23 protein-coding genes are annotated in these 20,458 nt (G+C 41.8%); 4 read left to right on the top strand and 19 right to left on the bottom strand.

The annotated features are described in order from the left end of the window. Window positions 1-24 precede the first annotated feature (24 nt). Window positions 25-450, top strand: coding sequence for a hypothetical protein (locus FLP08_RS09480; protein WP_156276298.1), 426 nt, complete (start codon window positions 25-27; stop codon window positions 448-450). Here the strand turns inward: FLP08_RS09480 and FLP08_RS09485 are convergent. From FLP08_RS09485 to FLP08_RS09505, 5 genes are all read right to left on the bottom strand, one after another. Beyond that, complete coding sequence (locus FLP08_RS09485) at window positions 447-965, bottom strand: DUF4251 domain-containing protein (RefSeq protein WP_156276300.1); 519 nt, start codon at window positions 963-965, stop codon at window positions 447-449. The genes FLP08_RS09480 and FLP08_RS09485 overlap by 4 nt on opposite strands. Window positions 966-1,022: 57 nt before the next feature. Next, window positions 1,023-3,443 (bottom strand): outer membrane beta-barrel family protein, encoded by a 2,421-nt coding sequence (locus FLP08_RS09490; RefSeq protein ID WP_156276302.1) that lies wholly within the window; start codon window positions 3,441-3,443, stop codon window positions 1,023-1,025. Window positions 3,444-3,571: 128 nt separating this feature from the next. Further along, complete coding sequence (locus tag FLP08_RS09495) at window positions 3,572-3,778, bottom strand: hypothetical protein (protein WP_156276304.1); 207 nt, start codon at window positions 3,776-3,778, stop codon at window positions 3,572-3,574. A 72-nt stretch (window positions 3,779-3,850) separates the two neighbouring features. Beyond that, entirely contained in the window at window positions 3,851-4,717 is an 867-nt protein-coding gene (locus tag FLP08_RS09500; protein WP_156276306.1) for a formate/nitrite transporter family protein, read from the bottom strand. An 85-nt stretch (window positions 4,718-4,802) separates the two neighbouring features. Continuing rightward, the gene (locus tag FLP08_RS09505) at window positions 4,803-5,279 is read right to left on the bottom strand and encodes a nucleoside deaminase (protein ID WP_156276308.1); all 477 of its coding nucleotides are present in this window, start codon (window positions 5,277-5,279) and stop codon (window positions 4,803-4,805) included. A 190-nt stretch (window positions 5,280-5,469) separates the two neighbouring features. Here FLP08_RS09505 and FLP08_RS09510 point away from each other — a divergent pair, with 190 nt between their 5' ends. Then, a complete protein-coding gene (locus FLP08_RS09510) occupies window positions 5,470-5,769 on the top strand; it encodes an HPF/RaiA family ribosome-associated protein (RefSeq protein ID WP_156276310.1) in 300 nt (99 codons plus the stop codon). Between the two features lie 75 nt (window positions 5,770-5,844). On the opposite strand, the gene FLP08_RS09515 is transcribed toward FLP08_RS09510, so the two are convergent. After that, window positions 5,845-7,830, bottom strand: a complete 1,986-nt coding sequence (locus tag FLP08_RS09515; protein ID WP_156276312.1) for an aconitate hydratase — start codon at window positions 7,828-7,830, stop codon at window positions 5,845-5,847. 158 nt (window positions 7,831-7,988) lie between these two features. On the opposite strand from FLP08_RS09515, the gene FLP08_RS09520 reads away from it, so the two are divergent. Next, window positions 7,989-8,564 (top strand): hypothetical protein, encoded by a 576-nt coding sequence (locus FLP08_RS09520; RefSeq protein ID WP_156276314.1) that lies wholly within the window; start codon window positions 7,989-7,991, stop codon window positions 8,562-8,564. 113 nt (window positions 8,565-8,677) lie between these two features. Here FLP08_RS09520 and FLP08_RS09525 read toward each other — a convergent pair whose 3' ends face one another. The 13 genes from FLP08_RS09525 to FLP08_RS09585 all read right to left on the bottom strand — a co-directional run bounded on the left by FLP08_RS09525 (window position 8,678) and on the right by FLP08_RS09585 (window position 19,377). Further along, entirely contained in the window at window positions 8,678-9,394 is a 717-nt protein-coding gene (locus tag FLP08_RS09525; protein WP_156276316.1) for a hypothetical protein, read from the bottom strand. A gap of 81 nt (window positions 9,395-9,475) precedes the next feature. Continuing rightward, window positions 9,476-10,036 (bottom strand): 4'-phosphopantetheinyl transferase family protein, encoded by a 561-nt coding sequence (locus FLP08_RS09530; protein ID WP_156276318.1) that lies wholly within the window; start codon window positions 10,034-10,036, stop codon window positions 9,476-9,478. After that, window positions 10,033-10,287 (bottom strand): acyl carrier protein, encoded by a 255-nt coding sequence (locus FLP08_RS09535; protein ID WP_156276320.1) that lies wholly within the window; start codon window positions 10,285-10,287, stop codon window positions 10,033-10,035. Before FLP08_RS09535 ends, FLP08_RS09530 begins: the two co-directional genes overlap by 4 nt. 9 nt (window positions 10,288-10,296) lie before the next feature. Further along, complete coding sequence (locus tag FLP08_RS09540; RefSeq protein WP_156276322.1) at window positions 10,297-11,571, bottom strand: beta-ketoacyl-[acyl-carrier-protein] synthase family protein; 1,275 nt, start codon at window positions 11,569-11,571, stop codon at window positions 10,297-10,299. Beyond that, window positions 11,568-12,023 (bottom strand): 3-hydroxyacyl-ACP dehydratase FabZ family protein, encoded by a 456-nt coding sequence (locus FLP08_RS09545; RefSeq protein WP_156276324.1) that lies wholly within the window; start codon window positions 12,021-12,023, stop codon window positions 11,568-11,570. Before FLP08_RS09545 ends, FLP08_RS09540 begins: the two co-directional genes overlap by 4 nt. Window positions 12,024-12,034: 11 nt before the next feature. After that, window positions 12,035-12,829: an enoyl-ACP reductase FabI gene (locus FLP08_RS09550; RefSeq protein ID WP_156276326.1), complete on the bottom strand. Its 795-nt coding sequence runs from the start codon at window positions 12,827-12,829 to the stop codon at window positions 12,035-12,037. Then, entirely contained in the window at window positions 12,823-13,875 is a 1,053-nt protein-coding gene (locus FLP08_RS09555; RefSeq protein ID WP_156276328.1) for a type III polyketide synthase, read from the bottom strand. The genes FLP08_RS09550 and FLP08_RS09555 overlap by 7 nt, the downstream gene beginning before the upstream one ends. Further along, window positions 13,872-14,594, bottom strand: a complete 723-nt coding sequence (locus FLP08_RS09560) for a methyltransferase domain-containing protein (protein WP_156276330.1) — start codon at window positions 14,592-14,594, stop codon at window positions 13,872-13,874. Before FLP08_RS09560 ends, FLP08_RS09555 begins: the two co-directional genes overlap by 4 nt. Beyond that, the gene (locus FLP08_RS09565) at window positions 14,587-15,714 is read right to left on the bottom strand and encodes an FAD-dependent oxidoreductase (protein ID WP_162431005.1); all 1,128 of its coding nucleotides are present in this window, start codon (window positions 15,712-15,714) and stop codon (window positions 14,587-14,589) included. Before FLP08_RS09565 ends, FLP08_RS09560 begins: the two co-directional genes overlap by 8 nt. Before the next feature lie 79 nt (window positions 15,715-15,793). Beyond that, window positions 15,794-16,498: a YiaD family glycine zipper/OmpA-like lipoprotein gene (locus tag FLP08_RS09570; RefSeq protein ID WP_156276332.1), complete on the bottom strand. Its 705-nt coding sequence runs from the start codon at window positions 16,496-16,498 to the stop codon at window positions 15,794-15,796. A 16-nt stretch (window positions 16,499-16,514) separates the two neighbouring features. After that, window positions 16,515-16,994 (bottom strand): lipocalin family protein, encoded by a 480-nt coding sequence (locus FLP08_RS09575; RefSeq protein ID WP_156276334.1) that lies wholly within the window; start codon window positions 16,992-16,994, stop codon window positions 16,515-16,517. Between the two features lie 83 nt (window positions 16,995-17,077). Beyond that, window positions 17,078-17,239, bottom strand: coding sequence for a DUF1328 family protein (locus FLP08_RS09580; protein ID WP_108171536.1), 162 nt, complete (start codon window positions 17,237-17,239; stop codon window positions 17,078-17,080). 131 nt (window positions 17,240-17,370) lie between these two features. Next, complete coding sequence (locus tag FLP08_RS09585) at window positions 17,371-19,377, bottom strand: alpha-ketoacid dehydrogenase subunit alpha/beta (protein WP_238388476.1); 2,007 nt, start codon at window positions 19,375-19,377, stop codon at window positions 17,371-17,373. Between the two features lie 129 nt (window positions 19,378-19,506). Here FLP08_RS09585 and FLP08_RS09590 point away from each other — a divergent pair, with 129 nt between their 5' ends. Continuing rightward, complete coding sequence (locus FLP08_RS09590; RefSeq protein WP_156276675.1) at window positions 19,507-20,457, top strand: isopenicillin N synthase family dioxygenase; 951 nt, start codon at window positions 19,507-19,509, stop codon at window positions 20,455-20,457. The last annotated feature ends 1 nt before the right edge of the window (window position 20,458 follow it).

A 20,458-nucleotide genomic window follows, 5' to 3' on the forward strand; every position in this document is an offset into this window, starting at 1 on the left:
TTGCAGGTAAATGTTTTAACTACAATGGGTTATCATCCTAATTCTGTAATTAACTTTCTTCCAGACAAAGCCATTAAAGAGGTTCACCACCTTGATTTTGGCGATGTTATTTTTCTGGATAAGACCATAGTGACCGAAATCAAGGAAGGTATCACCTATGGCTGGGAAAAAGGCCTTGAGGTAATAAGCCTCGCCGAAAATTACTACGGAAAGGATTTTTACGTGAATTATCTTGCCAACCGTATTTACGATTATGCCGTCATCGCACAGGACTGGAATAAGTTCTTTGAGCAAAACCGGCAGCTACGCAGCTTTAGTATAGTTACCCACGGAAAAACCGGCACTACTAATATAGCCATAGAGCGCCTTTTTTATAAGGAAGGTAACATCATGCACTTTACCGATCTTAAAACGGCCCTGGAATATACCGGGAATTTACCTTATTCCTAATTCTTCTCAAGTTTGCTTATTATCCCATCATAAGAAATACTAGTTCGCTGGCTTGAAATAACCTGGGTACGAGCTTTATTATTCGAATAAAGACTGATTATGAAATTCAGGTTTTCTGTATTTTGACTTGTTTCAAATTTGAAATCGATCTTTCCCTTAGTTGGATCTTCATCAACCTTCAGATTCCTGATCTTATCCTTAAGTTTGATACCTGCTTCGCCATCATAACTTCCTCCGGATTGTCTTACGCCGAAATAAGGTAAATAAACCTCTACGCTATCCCCCATAATTTCAATTGAATTCGGGTTCCCTATCAGATTGATATTTCCACCGCCAAGGGGAATGGCCCAGGTATTTTCTATTTCGAATTTACCACTTTCAACCAGTTGGCTAAGTTCATTAAAATCTTCCTGCTCCATGTTATTTTTACTTCCTCCACACGAGTTCAGCAATAATAAACCAGATAAAAAGAAAATATATTTAAAAATGAAATTTTGAAATCGGGATCTGTACATAGTAATTCACTTGAGACATTTAATTTACGAATTTAAACCTGTTATTTTAAATCAGCTTTACTGTTCCGAAACACGCTGCCTCTCTATTTCGGCTCCCGTTTTACGATCTCTTGAAGATTTGAGCTTTTGGTTCCCAAAGCTCCTGGAATAAGTCAGTAAAAAAGTAGGTGCAGAAAAATCGAAAAGATTACTTGTTTGCAGGTCCTGTTCCGGGATATTGGTGCCCCCGGTAAATTCAAAAGAATCCAGAATATCTCTTACAGAAAATTTTAGGCTCCCTCCCTCCTCTCCAAACTTCTTGGAGATCCCAGCATCTATCCTATAGAATGCATCGTATTTGGCCGTACCAAAAAAACCTTCACTTACATAGAAACCACTTAATTCTGCAGACCAGGTTTCCGCAAATTCGAATGAATTGGAAATATTACAGGAAAAATTGCCCAGGCTGAGCTGGATAGGCTCTTCATAATAAAAACCCCTTACCTGCTGCCTCACGTAATTAAAATTATTCTGCATGCGCCACCAGTTAAAGATACGCCAGGGAAAACCTAGACTGATCCCGAAAGTCCTGGTATAATCCAGGTTGCTGGCTTCAAAAATAAGTCTTCCCGTTTCTTCATCAAGTCGCTCCTGAAAATTGGCAATGCTTGAGTCTTCATTCGTATATTCTAAAGACAGGACCGCAGATTTATAATTGATACTATACCTTACCGCATTAGAAATGGATGGCTGCAGTGAAGCATTTCCCGAAAAAAAAGTATTAGGATCAAAAAGAATTACGAATGGCGCCAGGTCATTAAAGGTTGGCCGGGTTATCCGTCTGGAGTAACTCAGGTTCATGCTTAGACTGTCATTAAAGCTGTGGTTTAAATAAATGGTGGGAAAAAGCCTTCCATATTGTCTATCCACTACCCTGCCCTGTTTATCTGTATCCAGTTGACTGTTGGTATACTCATACCGGAAACCAAGCTTAGCGCCGGTTTTTTCAGTAAAATTATATTCTGCACTTATATAGGCTGCGTAGATCTGTTCGTCGAGATTACTTTTATTGGTTAGTGAAGGATCTGGGATCCAAATATCATTGATCAAATATTCTACCGCTACATCGTTCTCAAAATTGTTATTGATGAATTTAAGTCCGGTTTCCAGTTTAAGATCTTCATTTAGCTTGTTGGTATAATCCAGGGCACCAACGAAAGTGTGTATGGGAGTAAGCTTGGTACTTCTGGTGAGAGTGTCCGCCAAAAAGACCTGATTTTCGTCGAAATATGAATTCAGGTAATCGTTGGGATTGTCATCCTTATAGTAGAGATAATCCACGTTGAGATCTAGTTTCCCTTCTTCAGAAAATTCATGAGAAATATTGAAATTGGCTCCGAGGTGTTCCCAGTGGTTGATCTCGTCATTTATGAGATTTAAATAGGATTCTGGCTCACCATTCCTGAAAAAAGTATTTTCATTCCTCGCTTCCATGGTCCAGCGATTGCTGTAACCGTTCACCAGGATTCCAATAATAGTATTTTCAGAAAGCTCGTAATCTACACCGGTTCTCATATTATAGACCGTTCGATCTGGATCCCGTTCTGAAAAAGTATAATTTCGAACCCGGTCCCCTTTCTCGGTATATTCTCTGGATAGCTGTATGACCTGGTCGGTCCCATCCATCGAAAAAGAATAATTCCCGAAGAGATTGAATTTTCCTTTGCGGTAATTGAGGTTGATGGAATTGTTGGTCACAAAAGCATTGCTGTATCCTGCTGCCACCGAAAATGAACCGTTTAGCCCCTCATCTGTAGATTTTTTCAGGATGATATTGATATAACCTGCATTGCCTTCGGCGTCAAGATTTGCAGGCGGAGTGGTGATTAGTTCGATACTCACGATATTGTCTGAACTCATTCCATCCAGCATCTGGACCAGCGTAGATACAGGTAAATACGATATTTTATCATTGATCATCACTACGACCCCTTCTTTACCTACGATAGAAATTGTATTATTCTGTCGGTTTACCAGCACGCCAGGTGACCTTTCCAGGATCTCCAAGGCAGTACTACCGGCCGAAACAATACTGTTTTCTACATTTATGATCATCCTATCCATCTTCTGCTGGTAAAGCGGTTTTCTTCCTTCCAGCTGAACCTCTTCCAGTTCTTCTTCTGTAAGTACCAGGGTCTCAATAGTAATATCTGTAGTTAAATTAAATTCCGGAGAATAGCCAGGCTCAAATCCTACCATGCTTGCCATGACCAAATAATTTTCCGAGGGAATTCCAGAAAGCTTAAATTTCCCATCGTCCCCGGCGATACTCCCTTCTACCAGTGTAGAATCCTTAGATCTTAAAACCAGGATATTTGCAAATGCCAGAGGTTCACCATCGTTTGTAACCACAGTACCGGAAATAGAATATTCCTGTTGACCAAATACGTCCAGAAAAAACAAAAGGAACAGGAAAGAAATGATTCTTAGTTTGCTCATGGTCAGGAAGTTGAATGCAAAGATAAAGCATTTACTCAATCACCTGTTATTCAGCGTTTTAAATTTTATAAAATAAAAAAATCCAGTATTTAAATACTGGATTCAAATTATATTTTAAAAAAATCTTTCTAGTCTTTATCTTCAGATTCGCTGATGGAGTCTAAAGTTTCCTGAATGGTCTTATCTTCTTCCTTGGTCACTCTTTTATCCTCGTTCTTTACCTTAAGATTGCCATCACCGTCCTTTTTCAATTTATCATCCTTTTCATGAAAATTGGAAGGCCTTCCCGCATTCTTTTGCCAGTCTGCCTGTTCCTTGTTCTTTTCTTCTGCCATAATATTCCTTTTTCTCTAATTTATGAAATAGGCTTCTCGAATCTAAAAGCTTTAATATCATTTAACAGGGAATTAGGGCATTTTCACATTGAAAACAAATGCTCGATATTTCAGCAGCGCGACAAAGATGGTGGCACCCAAAGCATTCCCTATAAGAGCGGTCGTCAGGGTTTTTAGATAGATAAAAAGGTTTATCTCGCTGGAAACAAGCATTCCCGAAAAGATCTCGATATTACCAATAATACTATGATGTAAACCGGTGAATCCCATTACGGCGGTTATAAGGTAAATAATTAGAATTTCTGAACTAGTATCTTTAGATGAAGTCACCAGCCAGCTTAGCAAGCCCATCAACCAGCCCGCAAGTATCGCGCTAACCAAAATGGTAAGCAGGTCGTAATCTGCATAATGTTCCCCTATTTTTGCGATCACTTCAGCGTCAAAGATCCCCAAGTTTGGACCAATCCAACATAGCGTCAGTGCTATCAGGATTCCCCCAACCAGGTTCCCAAGGATCACAATACCCCAGATCTTAAGCATGCTTAAAATGCTTCGTTTGTTGCTAAGTACCGGAAGGGTTAATAAAGAGGTTTGTTCGGTAAAAAGTATAGACTGGCCTAGGACCACAAGGATAAATCCAATAGGATACACCAAAGCAATTAGCTTATACAAAGTAGGTTCTGTTACCTTATCCTGAAAAAAGCTGAACACAGAACAAATCATAAGAAAACTGAAGCCAATCTCCAAACCGGCAGTAAAGGAGCTTAGAAGAATGCTCTTTGCGCTACGGTCATAGGTTTCGCAACCTTCGATGATCTGCTCTTTCAGGATCTCCCCATGCGTTTTACTGCTGGTCTTGTCATTAGATTCAGAAGCTTCTAATTCCTGGTCTACTTTTTCCTGATGCTCTTCCTGAGCCTTATCCTTTTCTGAATCCATTTAAATTTTTCTATGAATAGCCTAAAAATAATGAAACCGGAGAAGTAAAACCTCTCCGGCCCTGTAATTAACTGAATTTTCTGATTTATACATGCAATTCTTCCTGGCTGACTTCTTTCCATAGCTTCACCGATTCATCCCGGCACAGCTGTATCATTTTGAATTCGGTATGCCGTTCCTCTTCATTTGAATTATAGAACATATCACTATACTTAAAACCAAAGTTTTTGGCGTCCTGAGCCGAAGCTCCATAGTATATATAATCTATTTCTGCCCAGTGGGCAGCACCAAGACACATCATACAGGGTTCGCAACTGGTATAAAGGACACATCCTTTTAAACTGAGGGAACCTGTTTTTTTGCAGGCCCTTTGTATGGCGCGCAATTCGGCATGTGCCGTGCAGTCCCCCTTACATAGAACCTCGTTTCGCGCTTCGGCAATGATTTCATCGCCTCGCGTGATCACGGCTCCAAAAGGACCTCCGTTATCCATATCTCTTCCTTCACGTGCTAAATGAATAGCTCTACTCATCATTTTCTTCTGCAAATCCCTTGTTTCCATAATGATCTAAAATTAAGGATTTATAGGTGGATACCATCAATTTTCACAGTATTTCATACGCTATTAAGCACATTTTAAGGTTAGGACTCTAAAGTCTAAAAAGACTGCTAAATATTTGCCAAATCTAGCCTAAGAGGCTTGGCAGGCCCTGCAGAATTAAGTTTATTTAACTAAACTAAAAATGAATTATATGGAAGCTATCTTTGAATTTGTAAACATAGATAAGAGTAATAATCTGGAGGCCTTTACCCAGAAAAAACTGAATAAAATTGAGAACAAATATGACTGGGTCGTAAGAGCGAATGTTTATTTCAAAAAAGATGAAAATCAAAAGCCTAACGGCCATATCGCCGAAATAAGATTAAGCGCTCCGGGACCGGAGATCTTCGCACAGTCTAATGAATCTTCATTCGAGGCAGCGGTTGCTGAAACAGTGAGCGATCTGGAAAGACAATGTGGTAAAAGAAAAGCGAAAATGAGTACTCACTAACTAGTACTAATTCAACCAAAAAGAAAACCCTTTCAGGAAACTGAAAGGGTTTTTAATTATTTACAATCTTTTTTATCAGGCTTTAAGGTCTTCTTCTTCCAGCCTGTCCTTGAATTCGTTAATAATCCCTCCTTTAAGCAGTACATCTATCTGTCGGTCACTCATAGAATGTTTAGTCTCGAATTCTTCTTTCTTACCATTATCATTCTTCACGATCACCTTGATGTTGTTGCGATTCTTTACATCCTCACGTAAATTCCTGAAATAAACCAGGTCCCCCTGCTCTATTTTCTCATAATCTTCGATATCGATAAATTCAAGAGGTAATATTCCAAAATTCACCAGGTTCTGCCAGGCGATACGAGCATAGGAATTTGCGATCACGGCAACCTGCCCCAGATATTTTGGTGCAATGGCAGCATGCTCCCGGCTGGAACCCTGCGCGTAGTTATCCTTGGCTACAACTATATGCCCCCCATGAGTATTTTTAGCCTCCATGGCCCGATCGTAAAAACTTTCGTCTATAACCGTATAGGAGTATTTACTGATCTCGGGTAGATTACTTCTAAAAGGAAGTACTTCTGCCCCTGCCTTCAGGATCTCATCCGTAGAGATATTGTCTCCCATCTTCAACATAACCGGCACACAATATTTTTCCTGCATGGGTTCGATGTATGGAAGAGATTTAATGTTCGGTCCTTTTTGAAGTTCTATGCCGGTTCCATCCTCTGGGGGAGCCACCAGCATTTCCCGGTTAATGATCTCAACTTCGGGATGCTCGAATTTAGGATATTTCATATCATATAGCTTCTCCAAATCCCTTGGATCGGTGATCTTCCCGGTAAGGGCTGAAGCGGCGGCAGTCTCAGGGCTACATAAGTGCACCTGGTCGTCCTTGGTTCCAGACCTGTCTGGGAAGTTTCTTGGCATAGTTCTTAAACTAATGGTACCCGACGCAGGCGCCTGTCCCATTCCGATACAACCCATACAACCAGACTGGTGGAATCTTGCACCGGCCTTGATAAGGTTGGCAAAAGCACGATTGTCTATCATGTTCTGGATCATCTGTCTCGAGGTAGGGTTGATATCAAAAGAAACGTCATTATTCACAGCCTTTCCTTCCACAATAGCCCCGGCAATCCAGAAGTCCCTTAGTCCGGGATTCGCTGACGAGCCTATAACTACCTGGCTAATTTCCTTTCCTTCTACTTCCCTAACCGGAACTACATTCCCTGGGCTGGTTGGTAGTGCTATAAGTGGTATAAGATCATCTAGAACGATCTCATCATGATAATCGTATTCACAGCCTTCATCTGCAACCAGTTCTACCCAGTCTTCTTCACGCTCCTGAGATTTCAGGAACTTTTTGGTCTCTTCGTCACTAGGGAATACGGTGGTGGTGGCTCCAAGCTCAGCACCCATATTAGCGATCACGTGACGGTCCATCGCGCTCAGGTTCTTCAGGCCGTCACCATAATATTCAATCACTTTTCCAACTCCTCCTTTTACATCATACCTTCTTAGCATTTCCAGGATGACATCCTTGGCACTTACCCAGTCTGGTAATTTTCCGGTTACCTTCACCCCCATCACTTCAGGCATTTTCACAAAATACGGCTGACCTGCTATGGCCGCGGCAACATCAAGTCCACCAGTACCTATCGCCAGCATCCCAAGGGAACCGGCTGCGGGTGTATGACTGTCTGAGCCTACCATGGTCTTACCTGGTTTCCCAAATCTTTGCATATGTACGGGATGGCTCACCCCATTTCCGGGACGGCTATACCATAATCCAAATCTTTGAGCGGCAGAATGCAGGAAAAGGTGATCATCGGCATTCTTAAAATCGGTTTGTAAAAGATTGTGGTCCACATACTGAACAGCTACTTCTGTCTGGGCTTTCTTTAAACCCATGGCCTCCAGCTCAAGCTGCACAAGGGTTCCGGTGGCGTCCTGAAGCAGTGCCTGATCTATCTTGATCCCAATTTCTTTTCCCGGTTTCATCTCACCCTTGAGCAGGTGTTCCTTGATAAGCTTTTGTGTTACATTAAGTTTTGACATAGTTGGAAATTTTAAACTTTAAATTACCAACTTTACTAGGAAAATCAGGCCCATTTAACAGAACCTTAGCCTTAAACATTAAAATATTATTGGAAAAAACAGAGCTCCCGGTTTTCTCTGTATAAAATCCTATATTTATTTTATAAAGTAGTTAAAGAATGAATGCAATAGTAAAAAGGGCCATTGTTGGAGGGATCGTCTCTACCGTTGTCATGGGGACCGGAACCTTCATTCTTGGCCAGGTTTCTGGTTATAAAGCCCTGGAATTGCTTAAACACTCTCTTTCCGGCATCAATATGCTTTGTAACACGGTCATTCTTGGCTCCACCACTATCCTGGCACTAATGCTTACCCTGCTTGGTTTGAGCAGATCTTCAGAATTCCGGCTTACCGACAGGCATTATAAAGATGTGCTGATGATCGCTAAATCTGATACCATTCTTATCGTGACGGCAGTGATCACTTTTCTTATGCTCAATTTACCGATTAGCGAGTCTGAAGGTGTAGACCGCTCCTGGTACGAAAGCATATATTATGTGAGCCTGGGTATGGCATCGCTGCTTGGCGGCGGTTTTATCGCGGTGGTCATGATGTTATATGGCACCATTACTAATGTGATCCTTATCGTTGGATTAAATATCAAGGATCATCCGCTGATTTCTGAAGAAGAAGCAGAACAACAGGAGGAAAAGGAGACTGAAGAGAAAAAGAAGAAAGAAAAGATGAATTCCTAAATAAGAAAAGGCTGTTTCAAAGGAAAACGCCTGGCGGATTTGCTGAATTCAAGGCAATCAGGTCCAGGAAAATTCTTTCGAAACAGCCTTCTCAGGTCTTTATATTTTATGGATTAACTTTTTCCTAATTTGTTCAGGATATCGATCTGTTGTCCTTCATCGATATCGAAGGCTGGTTTTCCTTTTCTCGGGAAAAGGTAAGTAAACGGTGTATCAAAAGCAGCCCAGCTTTCTGCAAGACCGTAATCGTTGTTTTCGTTCTTTTTTTCTGGCCTTATAAAGGTGTTAAGTTCTGAATCATAATCAGATCCTACCGCATCTTCACCTGGGAAGAGCATTCCGTCATTGATTTCTGTATAAACTACTACCGAAGCTCCTTCGCTTCCTGGCAAATCGAAAATATTGATATCAAAACTATCCAGCACCTTATCCTTGGCCGTAATATCCTTGGTTTTAAAATCGTCTTTAAAATTGTTCCTTGGGTGAGCATAAACTGGTGCTCCGCCTGCATCTTCAGAAATGGTTTTCAGGTCTGCATAAGCCGATTTAAGGACAGCATCGCAGGTAATAAGAATCCCCTTGATGTTGTAACCTTCTTCTACCAGCCTTTTCACTGCATCTTTAGTAGATTTCTCCACTACATCTATCAGGATCATATCCCGGCGGTTTAAATGCCTTATCGCATATCCCTGGTTGAAAACCCCATTTTCTTTCTCTCCTTTGATCAAAAAAGTATCCGGGATTAGCTTCAGAAACTTGCCCGTCTCCCCTTTTTCAATAAACTCAGCCGATTGGCTATGAATCACCTCCATCTTATCTACTGTCTTCATATATAATTGATTTTTAATTGATGATTGAAGATACAAAACAAGGCCGAAGGCTTCAACCCAGTTTTTAAATGTTTAACTGTTTTAGCAGTTAATTAACGCTATCACGAAAGAGCTGAAATCGCCGTGGTGGCTCATGGAGAAAGGAATCTTTTCTTTATTAAGACCAAGGCAGATTGAAGGCATCCCAAGATGATTCTTTATAATGCTGATCTCCTCCCTATCTAACCCAAGATCTATCGATAGTTCGCTTAGGAATTCTGATCTAGCCTCGTGTACAGCATAATATTTTTTCTGCTGCGGGGAAGTTTCTGAAGTGAAAACATGAATGTAATCCAAGGATCTCTCGATACATACCTGGTATAAGTCTGTATTAACTTTTACACACCCGCGTTGAACAGAATCATGCAAGGAACATTCAAATGATTTCGGATTGATTCTCCTGGGTAAATTATAGCGTCTTTGGTGAGCTTTATAGGCGGTCTCTTTCATGGCCCAGAGAGTCCAAAGAGTTAATTCGGGATCTGCATCTAGACCTATCCTGCGAATTTCCCCGGAGGTAAACGCTTTGGCAAGATACCGCGAATTGGCAGCCTTATTTTCTGCCCGGGCAAGTTTAAGGTCTATAATGTCATTCCCGATCATCCTGCCGCCATCTTCCTTTTTATTATGCTTTTGGCATCCCCCACGGTAAGCATTCCTTCCATGGAGTCGTTGTCTATTTCTATATCGAATTCATCTTCAACATCCAGAACCACATCTACCAGGTTTGCTGAATTGATCTGCAGGTCGTTCAGGAAATCTGTTTCTTCCTCAAAATTTTCCATCCCCTCCGTCCGCTGAACATAAGGCTCTACGATCTTTTTGAGTCTGCTAATAATTTCGTTATCGCTCATATTTGAAATTTATTCATTGTTTTTTTTAAAGATAGCCACGGCATTCACATCACCAAAACCAAAACTTGCCTTCGCCAGGATATCTATATTTTGAGGCCTGCTTGCTAAAGGTATATTATTAGCTTCTATATGCTGCAGGATCTCCGGGTGTATCTCCTCAATATTCAAGTTCCCGAAAATAAAGCTTTTATATATCTGCAGGATCGAAGCCACGCATTCTATAGATCCCGAAGCGCTCAGGCAATGCCCGGTCATTCCTTTTAATGAATTGAAATGTGGCAGTTCTTCTTTATTCACCTGCAAAGCTTTCACCCAGTTTGTGATCTCTACGGGGTCCCTGCTGGTAGCAGTAAGATGCCCGTTTATCGCATCTATTTTTCCTGCACTGATGCCGGAATTTTCAATAGCCCTCGATATACATCTTTGTACTGCCTCGTTATTAGCCGCGGTCATACTGCCTTCACCTCTCTGGCCACCACTATTGATCTCTCCACCCAGGACCTCTGCATAGATCCTTGCCCCTCGTTCCCTGGCTGCTTCCATTTCTTCCAATACCAGGGCTCCGGCCCCACTCCCAGGCACAAAACCAGCCGCAGTTGCGCTCATAGGCCGTGAAGCCTTTTCAGGCCTGTCGTTATAATTCCCAGGTAAGATCCTCATGGCATCGAAGCCTCCCCAGACATATGGTCCGTGGTCACTACAACTCCCTACCAGCATTCGTGTGGCAGCACCAGATCTTATCCTTTCATACCCCATTAAAAGAGCCTCGGTTCCCGTGGTACAGGCAGATGAATTGGTGGTCACCTGGTTTCCGCAGCCAAGCATCCCTCCTAAATAGGCACTTATCCCGCTGGCCATGGTTTGCACAACACTGGTACTACCCAACCTGCGGGTTTTTCCTTCATCAATAAGGTTTATGGCTTCCCGGAACTTGTCCACGCCCAGGATACCTGTACCGAAGATGATACCTGATCCCCAGTCAGGACTGCCATTTCCATTTATTTCAAGTCCGGCATCCTTCCAGGCATCGGTTCCCGAGATAACACCATAGACGATTCCGCTACTGTTAAGACCTCTAAGCTGCAAAGGGCTGAAATATTTCTCTAGTAATTCATCCGGGATTTCAGGCTGTCCTCCTACCTGGCAGCTGAATTTCAGGTCCTTCAAATCAGGAAAATAGCGAATGCCGCTTTTCATTTCCCTTAGGGCCAGTTCGAAATTATCCAGCCCAACTCCATTTGGAGCGGCTACTCCCATTCCCGTAATCACTACTCGCCTTTTCATTTCCCTGAATTATTGGATTTAAGGATCATTCCGGCGATAATTCCGCGGCAGACCAATTCTCCCTTTTCATTGAACATTTCAACCTTAGATTTTAGCTTATGGAACCTGAAATACTGTTTTTCCGCTTCTACCCTTACCTTTTCCCCGGGAAAGACAGGTTTTAAAAATTCAATATCTGTAGAAGAAAGAGCGAAATGAGAATTTTCTGCAGCCATATTCTCCAGGCTATTCAAATAGATGCCCAGGCATACCACCCCGATCTGGGCCATACATTCAGTAAGTATTACCCCGGGAGTTACTGGAGCCTTTTTAAAATGCCCCCTGTAGAAATCAAGATCGGAATCGAAAAAGTATCCACCTGAGATAGAGTTATCGTTTACCGAGTAGATCTCATCTACAAACAGAAAGGGAGGCGAATAGGGTAATTGGTCTAATATCGTGGTCTTATCCAAAAAAGAGAATTTTACATGAGATGTTCCCCGCCATTAACGGGAATAATGGTTCCGGTGATCCAGCTTGCTTCATCCTTGCTTAAAAGATATACGGCGTTAGCGACATCATCTGGAACAGTAAGTCGGCGAAAAGGATTGTGCTTTAAAGCATGCACTCTCAGGGTCTCATTACCGGGGATCATCTGGAATGACCTGGTAACGGTGATCCCCGCCTGTATACAATTAGCCCTTATTCCGAATTTGGCAAATTCAAGGGCCATACTCCTGGTAAGGGATTCCAGGGTAACCTTGGCGGCAGAAACCGCCGCGTAGTTTTTCCAGGCCTTTTTATTTCCATCACTGGTAAAGGAAATTACCCTGGCATCTTTAGCGAACAGGTTATTCTGAAATATTTCCTGGGTCCAGTCATAAAGGCTTAGCGCCATTGCATCTATGGTTAGCTGGAAATCTATATTTTCAAGTAGGTTTTCCTCACCATACATGGGTTTAAGATTACCCTTGGCGATACTATGGAGCAGGGTTCTTATCCTTCCGTTTTCGCCTAAAATAGTCCTTATATTTTCTACCAGTTCTTTCCTGCTTTCCTTTTTAACAGCGTCGGCATTGAAACTTTCAAATTTAACCCCAGACTGGCGAATTTCGTTGAAGGCTTCTTCAATATCGGGGATCTCGCTGCGCCTGTCACGGTGAATAATGATGATGTTCATCCCATGTTTGGCCAGTTTTTTTGCGCTGGCATAACCCAGGCCGCTGCTTCCGCCAAGAACCAGTGCCCAGTAATTCTGGTCTTTAAATTCTTCTACCATTCTATTAAGATTCTTTGTGCTGAAAAACCCGGCCCGAAACTTAGCATTATTCCCTGTTCCCCTTTTGTTATATCCTTCTTGAGAAATCGCTCCAGGACATAAAGGACGGTCGCGCTGCTCATATTCCCATATAATCGCAAAACCTCGCGGGTATCATCTATATTCTTTCCTAAGTTACCAAAAAGATCAGAAACCGTTTGAACAATTTTTCTGCCTCCGGGATGAAAGATCAGGTGGTCTACTTTCTCGATATTGCTGCCATGTTTTTTAAGGAAAGGGTGAATTATTTTAGGAAAGTGTGTAGAAATGGTTTCGGGAACAGCCGGGTCCAGGATCATCTGAAGTCCGTGGTTAGTAAGATCAAAACCCATAAGGTTGGTGGCGTCGTAAAAATGGTACATCTCCTCACCCAGGATCTTTGGACCTTCCAGATCATCTTCGGAAGAAAGTAAAACACAGGCGGCACCATCTCCAAAAATGGCGGCGCTTACCATATTGGCCATGCTGAAATCTTCCAGCTGAAAGGTCGCTGTTGGACTTTCCACTGCTACTACTGCCGCTCTTTTGCCCGGATTTGCTTTCAGAAAATTATAGGCATAGATCATTCCCGAAATTCCGGCCGCGCAGCCCATCTCGGTCACCGGCAACCTGGTTATGTCACGCTTTAGTTCCAGCTCATTGATAAGGTAGGCATCCAGCGAAGGGATCATAATACCTGTACAGCTTACGGTAATGATATAATCCAGCGAACCAGGTTTCCAGCCGGCATTGGTCAATGCCTTATTCAGAACGTTTGTGCCAAGTCTTTTGCTTTCTCTTATATAAATATTGTTCTTATCCTCGAAGGAGGTAGAAGTAAAGACATCTTCCGGCGACATGATGGAATATCTTTTATCTACCCCGGCGCTTTCAAAGATCTTTAATATTTTTCTTCTGAACCTTTCTTCCTGCCCCGCGAGCCATTCTTCCACCAGCGGCAGTATATCTTTTGTTTCCCTGGAATATTCCGGCAATTCTTTTTCCGCTCTTACGATACGTACGCTCATACAGTATATTTTTGAATGACCCATTGATACCTGAAGGCCCATTTCCATTTTATTGAATGTTTACTTCCATTCATCCCTGTTCTATATTTTTGAAAATCTTCTTTTTTGAAACCTCGTAGAATGGAAATAAGGCCATCTTTCCTGGCGATCTCATTATTTACGAAAACTGCGCAGAAAGCCTGAAAAAGAACATAAGCCAGCCTGCTTCTGTGCAGGTCATTAATTACTACTCCAAGCCTGGAATGCTTCTCGAATTTTTTCATCAGCATCGTGATCTCCCCATCCTTGAAGTGATGCATCGTTAATGTGCATAGCAGGATATCGCAATCAAGTTCTTTTGCCTCTTTGTCGAAAATATCCAGGTGTTGAAAGTCTATGGAAGGATAATCCCTGGACAGGTCCCTGGCGATCTCAAGAGCAAAGGGATTAGCATCTATTCCCAGAAGATCCAGTTTAAAGGCTTGAGTATTGGCCCAGTCAGCAACCTTTCTGAGAACCGCACCATCTCCACAGCCAATATCGATTACCCTGATTTTTTCAATTTCTTTTTTTGACCTAACTAGTTTCTTTATACCATCTATGGTTACCCGGTCTCCACCCAGCCAGGAATTTATGCGGTCGAGATCCTTCAGGGTTTTGCGAAGTTCCTCTCCCTGCAGTTCGAAATCGTCCATGATCTCCTGCTGGTCTGTCCTTTTTGAAGTATCTATTTTAAACATGAAGAGGTTTTCCGTGGGTTTGTTTAATAATGTGTGGCATGATGCCGGGAACCGATTTTATAAATTGCTGGGAAAGATCTGATAACCTCTGATTTAGGAGGATTTTCTGCAGGATCCTTCCGGATCTTAAACGTGAACTGAAGTGATAATTCCAGGCTTTTCGGTACTTATTTTCAAGTTCAGCCCTGTTCATTTTCTTATCTTCAAAATACGCCAGTATACAGTCTGAAGCCAGCTTGGCACTATGAATAGCCATAGCCATCCCATTACCGCAAAGAGGATGGATGAGGCCGGCAGAGTCGCCCAGCATCAAAATATGATCTTTAATTAGAGATTTTTTATCGAAGGAAACCTGGGCAATGCTTAATTCCTTTTCCCACGCAAGTTCCGATTGCTCAAAAAATTCGTTCAGTTTGGGGTTCTTACGCAACACAGTTTCCCTGAAAGCTTCAGGATGCTTATGCTTTTTAAAACTTTTATAGCTGGCCAGGTAGCAAACATTTACCGTATTCAATTCGGTCCTGGAAAGTCCGCAGTAACCACCTTCAAAATTGTGCATTGAGACCAGGTCTTCGGGATGGGTTTGATTTTTATAATGGGATTTCACGGCCAGCCAGCCCGATTGCTTCTGAATAAATTCTCGTCCCAGCTTTTTGTCCAGGTTAGATCGTTTTCCAAAAGCGCCGAGAACTATTTCAGAAGTCAGTTTTTCTCCACTGTTTAATTTAAGAGTGAAAAGGTCATTTTTAAAATGAACTTCCTCAACAATATCCTGAATAATCTCGCAGCCAACATGAAGTGCCTTTCGCATTAAATAATGATCCAGGGAGTATCGGCTTATTCCCCAGCCTCCCATTTCCAGATCGCATTTCAGGATTTTTCCGCTTAGGGATGAGAATTCCATCCTGCTGATCTCTTTTGGATGCAGCTCTTCCAGATTTACTTCCAGGGATTCCAGGTAAGCTTCAACTTCTTTAGAAAGGTATTCTCCGCAAACTTTATGATGCGGGAATTCATTCTTTTCAATTAGACACACCTCCAGGCCTTTCTGGCAAAGATCGATGGCGGCGGTCAAACCGGCCAATCCTCCTCCTATGATAATAACCCGGGAATTTTTCACTTTTTCAAGTTAATCAAAAAAGAATAAAAAAATCCCGGATTATTAGTCCGGGATTTAAGGGTATTAAAATAAAACGAGATTAATTGTTCTCTTTCTGTTCTGCCTGTTGTTTGGCTTGCTCCTTCAGTTCGTCATTAGCAACGATCGCGATCTCTACACGTCTGTTTTTGGCTCGACCTTCAGCAGTAGAATTATCATATTTAGGCTGTGATTCTCCATACCATTTAGTAGTGAATCTGCCTCTATCTATTCCGTTATCTACAAGATATCCGGTAACGGCCTGCGCCCTGTTCTTAGAAAGGGTAAGGTTATAACTGTCGCTACCTGTATTATCGGTGTGACCTTCTACCAGAATATTGGTTTGAGGATATTCCTTAAAGATATCGGCCAGTTTATCAAGGGTAGCCTGAGACTCATTATTTATGTTGTACTTGTCTGTAGCGAAATAAACACCACTGGTTTCATCAAAGGTAACATTGATACCTTCCCCTACTCTTTCAACTTCAGCACCAGGGATCTCCTCTTCGATCTTTTTGGCCTGTTTATCCATTCGGTCACCAATAATGGCTCCGGCGGTTCCACCAACCACTCCACCAATAATGGATCCCAGAGCGGTATTTCCATCTCCGGTATTGTTACCAATAACGCCGCCAATAACGGCACCTCCGGTAGCACCAATTACGGCACCTTTTTGTTTGTTATTCGCATTCTTGGTCGCTTCACAACCAAATAACAGGCTGGAAACAAGCAAAATTGCCATCATTCTATTCATTACATTCTTCATAGCTATCTAAGTTTAATTATTTGGAAAAATTCATTCTAATGGTAAATGGGGAGCCATCAAGGCTAACGGTCTGTTCCCAAACCATATTGGTATCAGAAAGGCTTTTCAGGTTCAACCTGAAGCCCTGATTCCCTGTAGTAGACTTATAAGAGTCGTTGGTAGGTTTCAGAAGAAAATCGTAAACCCCTGCAGGAGTATTCTCTTCGTCTATAGACCAGATGAAAAAATTAGTATCACCATCACAACCAACTCCGCTTACAGTATAAGTACCGCGGTTATTGTTGGAAACAAAATCCCAGTTACTGTTCTCGAAACATGAAGCTGAAGCCTCATTGAACAAGGTTACATTAAACTCTCCCTGGTTATTTGGGTAAGTAATGCTGGTGAGGGTCCATTCTCCATCAAAGGTCTTCCTGGCTTCCTTTGCGACCTTACTGGTTCCGCCACATGCAGCTACAAGAGCCGCAAGGGCAAATAACATAAAATACTTCTTCATTGTAGATTTGATTTAAAATAAAAATCCAATGTGCATTGTGATACTCACTACTTGACACATTGGATGGTATTACTGATTCTATTTTATCTTCTGAATAATCGGCTTAAAAGTGAAATTACCAATAGCACAAGGAAAATATAGAATATAATCTTTGCAATATCGGCTGCTCCTTCAGCGATACCACCGAAACCAAAGATCGCGGCAATAATCGCGATAATCAGAAAAATAACGATTAAACGTACCATAATTTATAGATTTAATTGATTAGTTAACTCTAAATTACAGCAGGTGCATACCTTCCACAAAAGATTATTAATAATTTAACAGTGCTTTTGTTAAGGATTCTTAATTAAAATTGGAATAACGGCTTAGCTTATTAATATTCTATTAAATCCTGTAGCTTTTTGTGCAATCTGTCTATTGGCAGATATTGTTTCTCAAGGTTTTGGGCAAATGGAATGGGTGTTTCCAGGCTTCCTACTCTTGCTACAGGAGCATCCAGGCTTTCAAAACAGTTTTCAGAGATCATCGCGGCTATTTCAGAAGCAAAACTTCCGAAAAGACTGTCTTCGGTGAGCACTAGGGCCTTGCCGGTTTTGGTCACCGACTCGCAGATAGTATCTATATCCAGAGGCTGCAGGCTTCGAAGATCTATAAGATCTGCCTTGTCATAATCCATTTCTCCCAGAACTTCTAATGCCCAGTGCACGCCGGCACCATAGGTGATAATGCTCACTTCTGAACCTTCTTTTATCCTGGAGGCCTTTCCGAAAGGAAGTGTATAATAATCCACTGGCACATCCTGCCGAACGCTTCTATATAAAGCTTTATGCTCAAAGAACATTACCGGGTTAGGATCATTAAAGGCGGTATTAAGTAAACCCTTGGCATCGTAAGGAAAGGCGGGATATACCACTTTCAGACCCGGAATTTTGGTGAACCAGGCCTCATTGGTCTGGCTGTGAAATGGGCCTGCACCTACTCCACCCCCGCAGGGCATCCTCAGAACGACATCGGCATTCTGGTTCCATCTATATTTAACTTTGGCCAGATAGTTCACAATGGGATTAAAACCGGAGCTCACAAAATCACTGAATTGCATCTCTACCATAGCCTTCATTCCATTAATAGAAAGACCCATGGCCGTTCCTACCACGGCAGATTCACAAATTGGAGTATTGCGGATCCTTTCCCTGCCAAATTCTTCCATGAAGCCTTCAGTGATCTTAAAAACCCCTCCGTAATCTGCAATATCCTGTCCCATCAGCACCAGGTTATTATGTTTTCTAACCGATTCCTTTAGTGCCTGCGAGACTGCATCTACAAAACGTATGTTTTCAGTTTTTAAAGAAGGACTAACTTCCTGATATTTAAAGTCTTCATAAATATCATTTAATTCGTTGTTTACATTAGATTCGATCCCGCTTTCATCAAAAGCCAGCTTGAGATTTTCCTCGATCTCTTTTGAAATTGAACTTACGAACTCCTCTTTTTTAGCTTCTGTAAGGATCCCTTCCTCGAACAAATACTGCTCGTAATTCATTATCGGATCTTTCTTTTCCCACTCCTCCATTAATTCCTGCGGAACATATTTGGTGCCACTGGCTTCCTCATGACCGCGCATTCTAAAGGTCTTGAATTCTATCAGTACAGGTTTCGGATTTTCACGGATACTATCGGTGATCTCTGAAATCCTGCTAAATATTTCCAGGATATTATTACCATCTATTATATGAGATTCTATACCATAGCCTGCTCCCCGTTCGGCAAGATCTTTACACCTATATTGCTCCTCGGTTGGAGTAGACAGGCCGTAACCATTATTTTCGATACAAAATAGTACAGGCAGGTCCCAAACCGCGGCAATATTAAGGGCCTCGTGAAAATCCCCTTCACTTGTGCCGCCTTCGCCGGTAAATACAGCTGATAATTTGTTTTCCTTACGCAGTTTATGGGCGAGGGAAATACCATCAGCCACCCCTAATTGCGGACCAAGATGCGAGATCATCCCAACGATCTTATATTCCTGGGTTCCAAAATGGAAACTCCTGTCCCTTCCCTTTGTAAAACCTGAAGCCTTTCCCTGCCATTGAGAAAAAAGCCTGTTCAAGGGAATATTGCGCGAGGTGAAAACACCTAAATTTCTATGCATGGGCAGGATATATTCGTCATTTTGCATGGCCCGGGTCACCCCTACCGAAATCGCTTCCTGGCCTATCCCGCTGAACCATTTTGAAATCTTGCCCTGTCTTAGCAAGATGAGCATCTTTTCTTCTATCATTCTGGGCTTCAGCATGGAAGCGTAAAGATCTAACAGAATTTCGTTAGACAGGTCCTTTTTATGGTAATCTATAGCGGGAGATTTGGTCTTTCCAGTAAGCATAAAAATAAGTTTATGTATCAAATGTAACTAAATTTCTATTTGCTAAGAAAAATATAAAGCAAGGTCATATCGCCTAATTTTACTTAACTTTGCCTGTTACCTTAAATTAAAATACTGCTAAAAATGGCGATGAATAATATCCCCAGTGTAAATCTGGCCGATTTTCTTTCAGAAGATCCAAAACGCAAAGAGAAGTTCGTAAATGAGATAGGTAAAGCCTACGAAGAAATAGGTTTCGTTGCTTTAAAGAATCACTTTTTAAGTGATGAGCTTGTTGAAGAATTATATAAAGAGGTGAAAGCATTTTTTGACCTTCCTCTTGAAACCAAACAAAAATACGAGATCGAAGGTCTTGCCGGACAAAGAGGTTACATCTCTTTCGGAAAGGAACATGCCAAGGGAAAAAAAGAGGGCGACCTTAAGGAATTCTGGCATTTTGGCCAGGAACCTGCTGAGGACGCTAACCTAACTGAAGAATACCCTTCAAACGTACAGGTTGAAGAATTAAAAGATTTCAACCACGTGGGTATGGAAGCTTACAGAATGCTTGAAAAAACAGGTATCTATGTGCTTAGAGCCCTTGCCTTATATATTGGTCTTGAAGAATATTACTTTGACCACTGGGCAAGTAATGGTAATAGTATCTTAAGACCTATTCATTACCCACCTATTCAGGAAGAACCCAAAGGTGCCGTTAGAGCTGGAGCTCACGGGGATATCAACCTTATCACCCTTTTAATGGGAGCTTCTACCGGAGGTCTTCAGGTTCTTAGAAAAGATGGCGAATGGATAGATGCGATCCCACAGGAAGACGAATTAGTGATAAATGTTGGAGACATGCTGGAAAGGCATACCAATAATAAATTAAGATCTACCATTCACCGTGTGATAAATCCACCTAAAGAAGAATGGGGAAAACCAAGGTATTCGATTCCTTTCTTTATGCACCCACGTAGTGAAATGAGGCTGGATTGCCTGGAAGAATGTATAGATGAAGATCACCCAAAACAATACGAAGATATCACGGCTGGAGAATTTTTACATCAACGTCTGGTTGAGATAGGACTGGCTAAAAAATAAT

Source organism: Christiangramia aestuarii (genome assembly GCF_009735585.1).
Lineage (GTDB): Bacteria > Bacteroidota > Bacteroidia > Flavobacteriales > Flavobacteriaceae > Christiangramia > Christiangramia aestuarii.

Bases quoted from the DNA above. Each gene is read 5' to 3' on its own strand.
- FLP08_RS09480 (WP_156276298.1), top strand. From the start codon at position 25: ATGGGTTATCATCCTAATTCTGTAATTAACTTTCTTCCAGACAAAGCC.
- FLP08_RS09485 (WP_156276300.1), bottom strand. From the start codon at position 965: ATGTACAGATCCCGATTTCAAAATTTCATTTTTAAATATATTTTCTTT.
- FLP08_RS09490 (WP_156276302.1), bottom strand. From the start codon at position 3,443: ATGAGCAAACTAAGAATCATTTCTTTCCTGTTCCTTTTGTTTTTTCTG.
- FLP08_RS09495 (WP_156276304.1), bottom strand. From the start codon at position 3,778: ATGGCAGAAGAAAAGAACAAGGAACAGGCAGACTGGCAAAAGAATGCG.
- FLP08_RS09500 (WP_156276306.1), bottom strand. From the start codon at position 4,717: ATGGATTCAGAAAAGGATAAGGCTCAGGAAGAGCATCAGGAAAAAGTA.
- FLP08_RS09505 (WP_156276308.1), bottom strand. From the start codon at position 5,279: ATGGAAACAAGGGATTTGCAGAAGAAAATGATGAGTAGAGCTATTCAT.
- FLP08_RS09510 (WP_156276310.1), top strand. From the start codon at position 5,470: ATGGAAGCTATCTTTGAATTTGTAAACATAGATAAGAGTAATAATCTG.
- FLP08_RS09515 (WP_156276312.1), bottom strand. From the start codon at position 7,830: ATGTCAAAACTTAATGTAACACAAAAGCTTATCAAGGAACACCTGCTC.
- FLP08_RS09520 (WP_156276314.1), top strand. From the start codon at position 7,989: ATGAATGCAATAGTAAAAAGGGCCATTGTTGGAGGGATCGTCTCTACC.
- FLP08_RS09525 (WP_156276316.1), bottom strand. From the start codon at position 9,394: ATGAAGACAGTAGATAAGATGGAGGTGATTCATAGCCAATCGGCTGAG.
- FLP08_RS09530 (WP_156276318.1), bottom strand. From the start codon at position 10,036: ATGATCGGGAATGACATTATAGACCTTAAACTTGCCCGGGCAGAAAAT.
- FLP08_RS09535 (WP_156276320.1), bottom strand. From the start codon at position 10,287: ATGAGCGATAACGAAATTATTAGCAGACTCAAAAAGATCGTAGAGCCT.
- FLP08_RS09540 (WP_156276322.1), bottom strand. From the start codon at position 11,571: ATGAAAAGGCGAGTAGTGATTACGGGAATGGGAGTAGCCGCTCCAAAT.
- FLP08_RS09550 (WP_156276326.1), bottom strand. From the start codon at position 12,829: ATGGTAGAAGAATTTAAAGACCAGAATTACTGGGCACTGGTTCTTGGC.
- FLP08_RS09555 (WP_156276328.1), bottom strand. From the start codon at position 13,875: ATGAGCGTACGTATCGTAAGAGCGGAAAAAGAATTGCCGGAATATTCC.
- FLP08_RS09560 (WP_156276330.1), bottom strand. From the start codon at position 14,594: ATGTTTAAAATAGATACTTCAAAAAGGACAGACCAGCAGGAGATCATG.
- FLP08_RS09570 (WP_156276332.1), bottom strand. From the start codon at position 16,498: ATGAAGAATGTAATGAATAGAATGATGGCAATTTTGCTTGTTTCCAGC.
- FLP08_RS09575 (WP_156276334.1), bottom strand. From the start codon at position 16,994: ATGAAGAAGTATTTTATGTTATTTGCCCTTGCGGCTCTTGTAGCTGCA.
- FLP08_RS09580 (WP_108171536.1), bottom strand. From the start codon at position 17,239: ATGGTACGTTTAATCGTTATTTTTCTGATTATCGCGATTATTGCCGCG.
- FLP08_RS09585 (WP_238388476.1), bottom strand. From the start codon at position 19,377: ATGCTTACTGGAAAGACCAAATCTCCCGCTATAGATTACCATAAAAAG.
- FLP08_RS09590 (WP_156276675.1), top strand. From the start codon at position 19,507: ATGAATAATATCCCCAGTGTAAATCTGGCCGATTTTCTTTCAGAAGAT.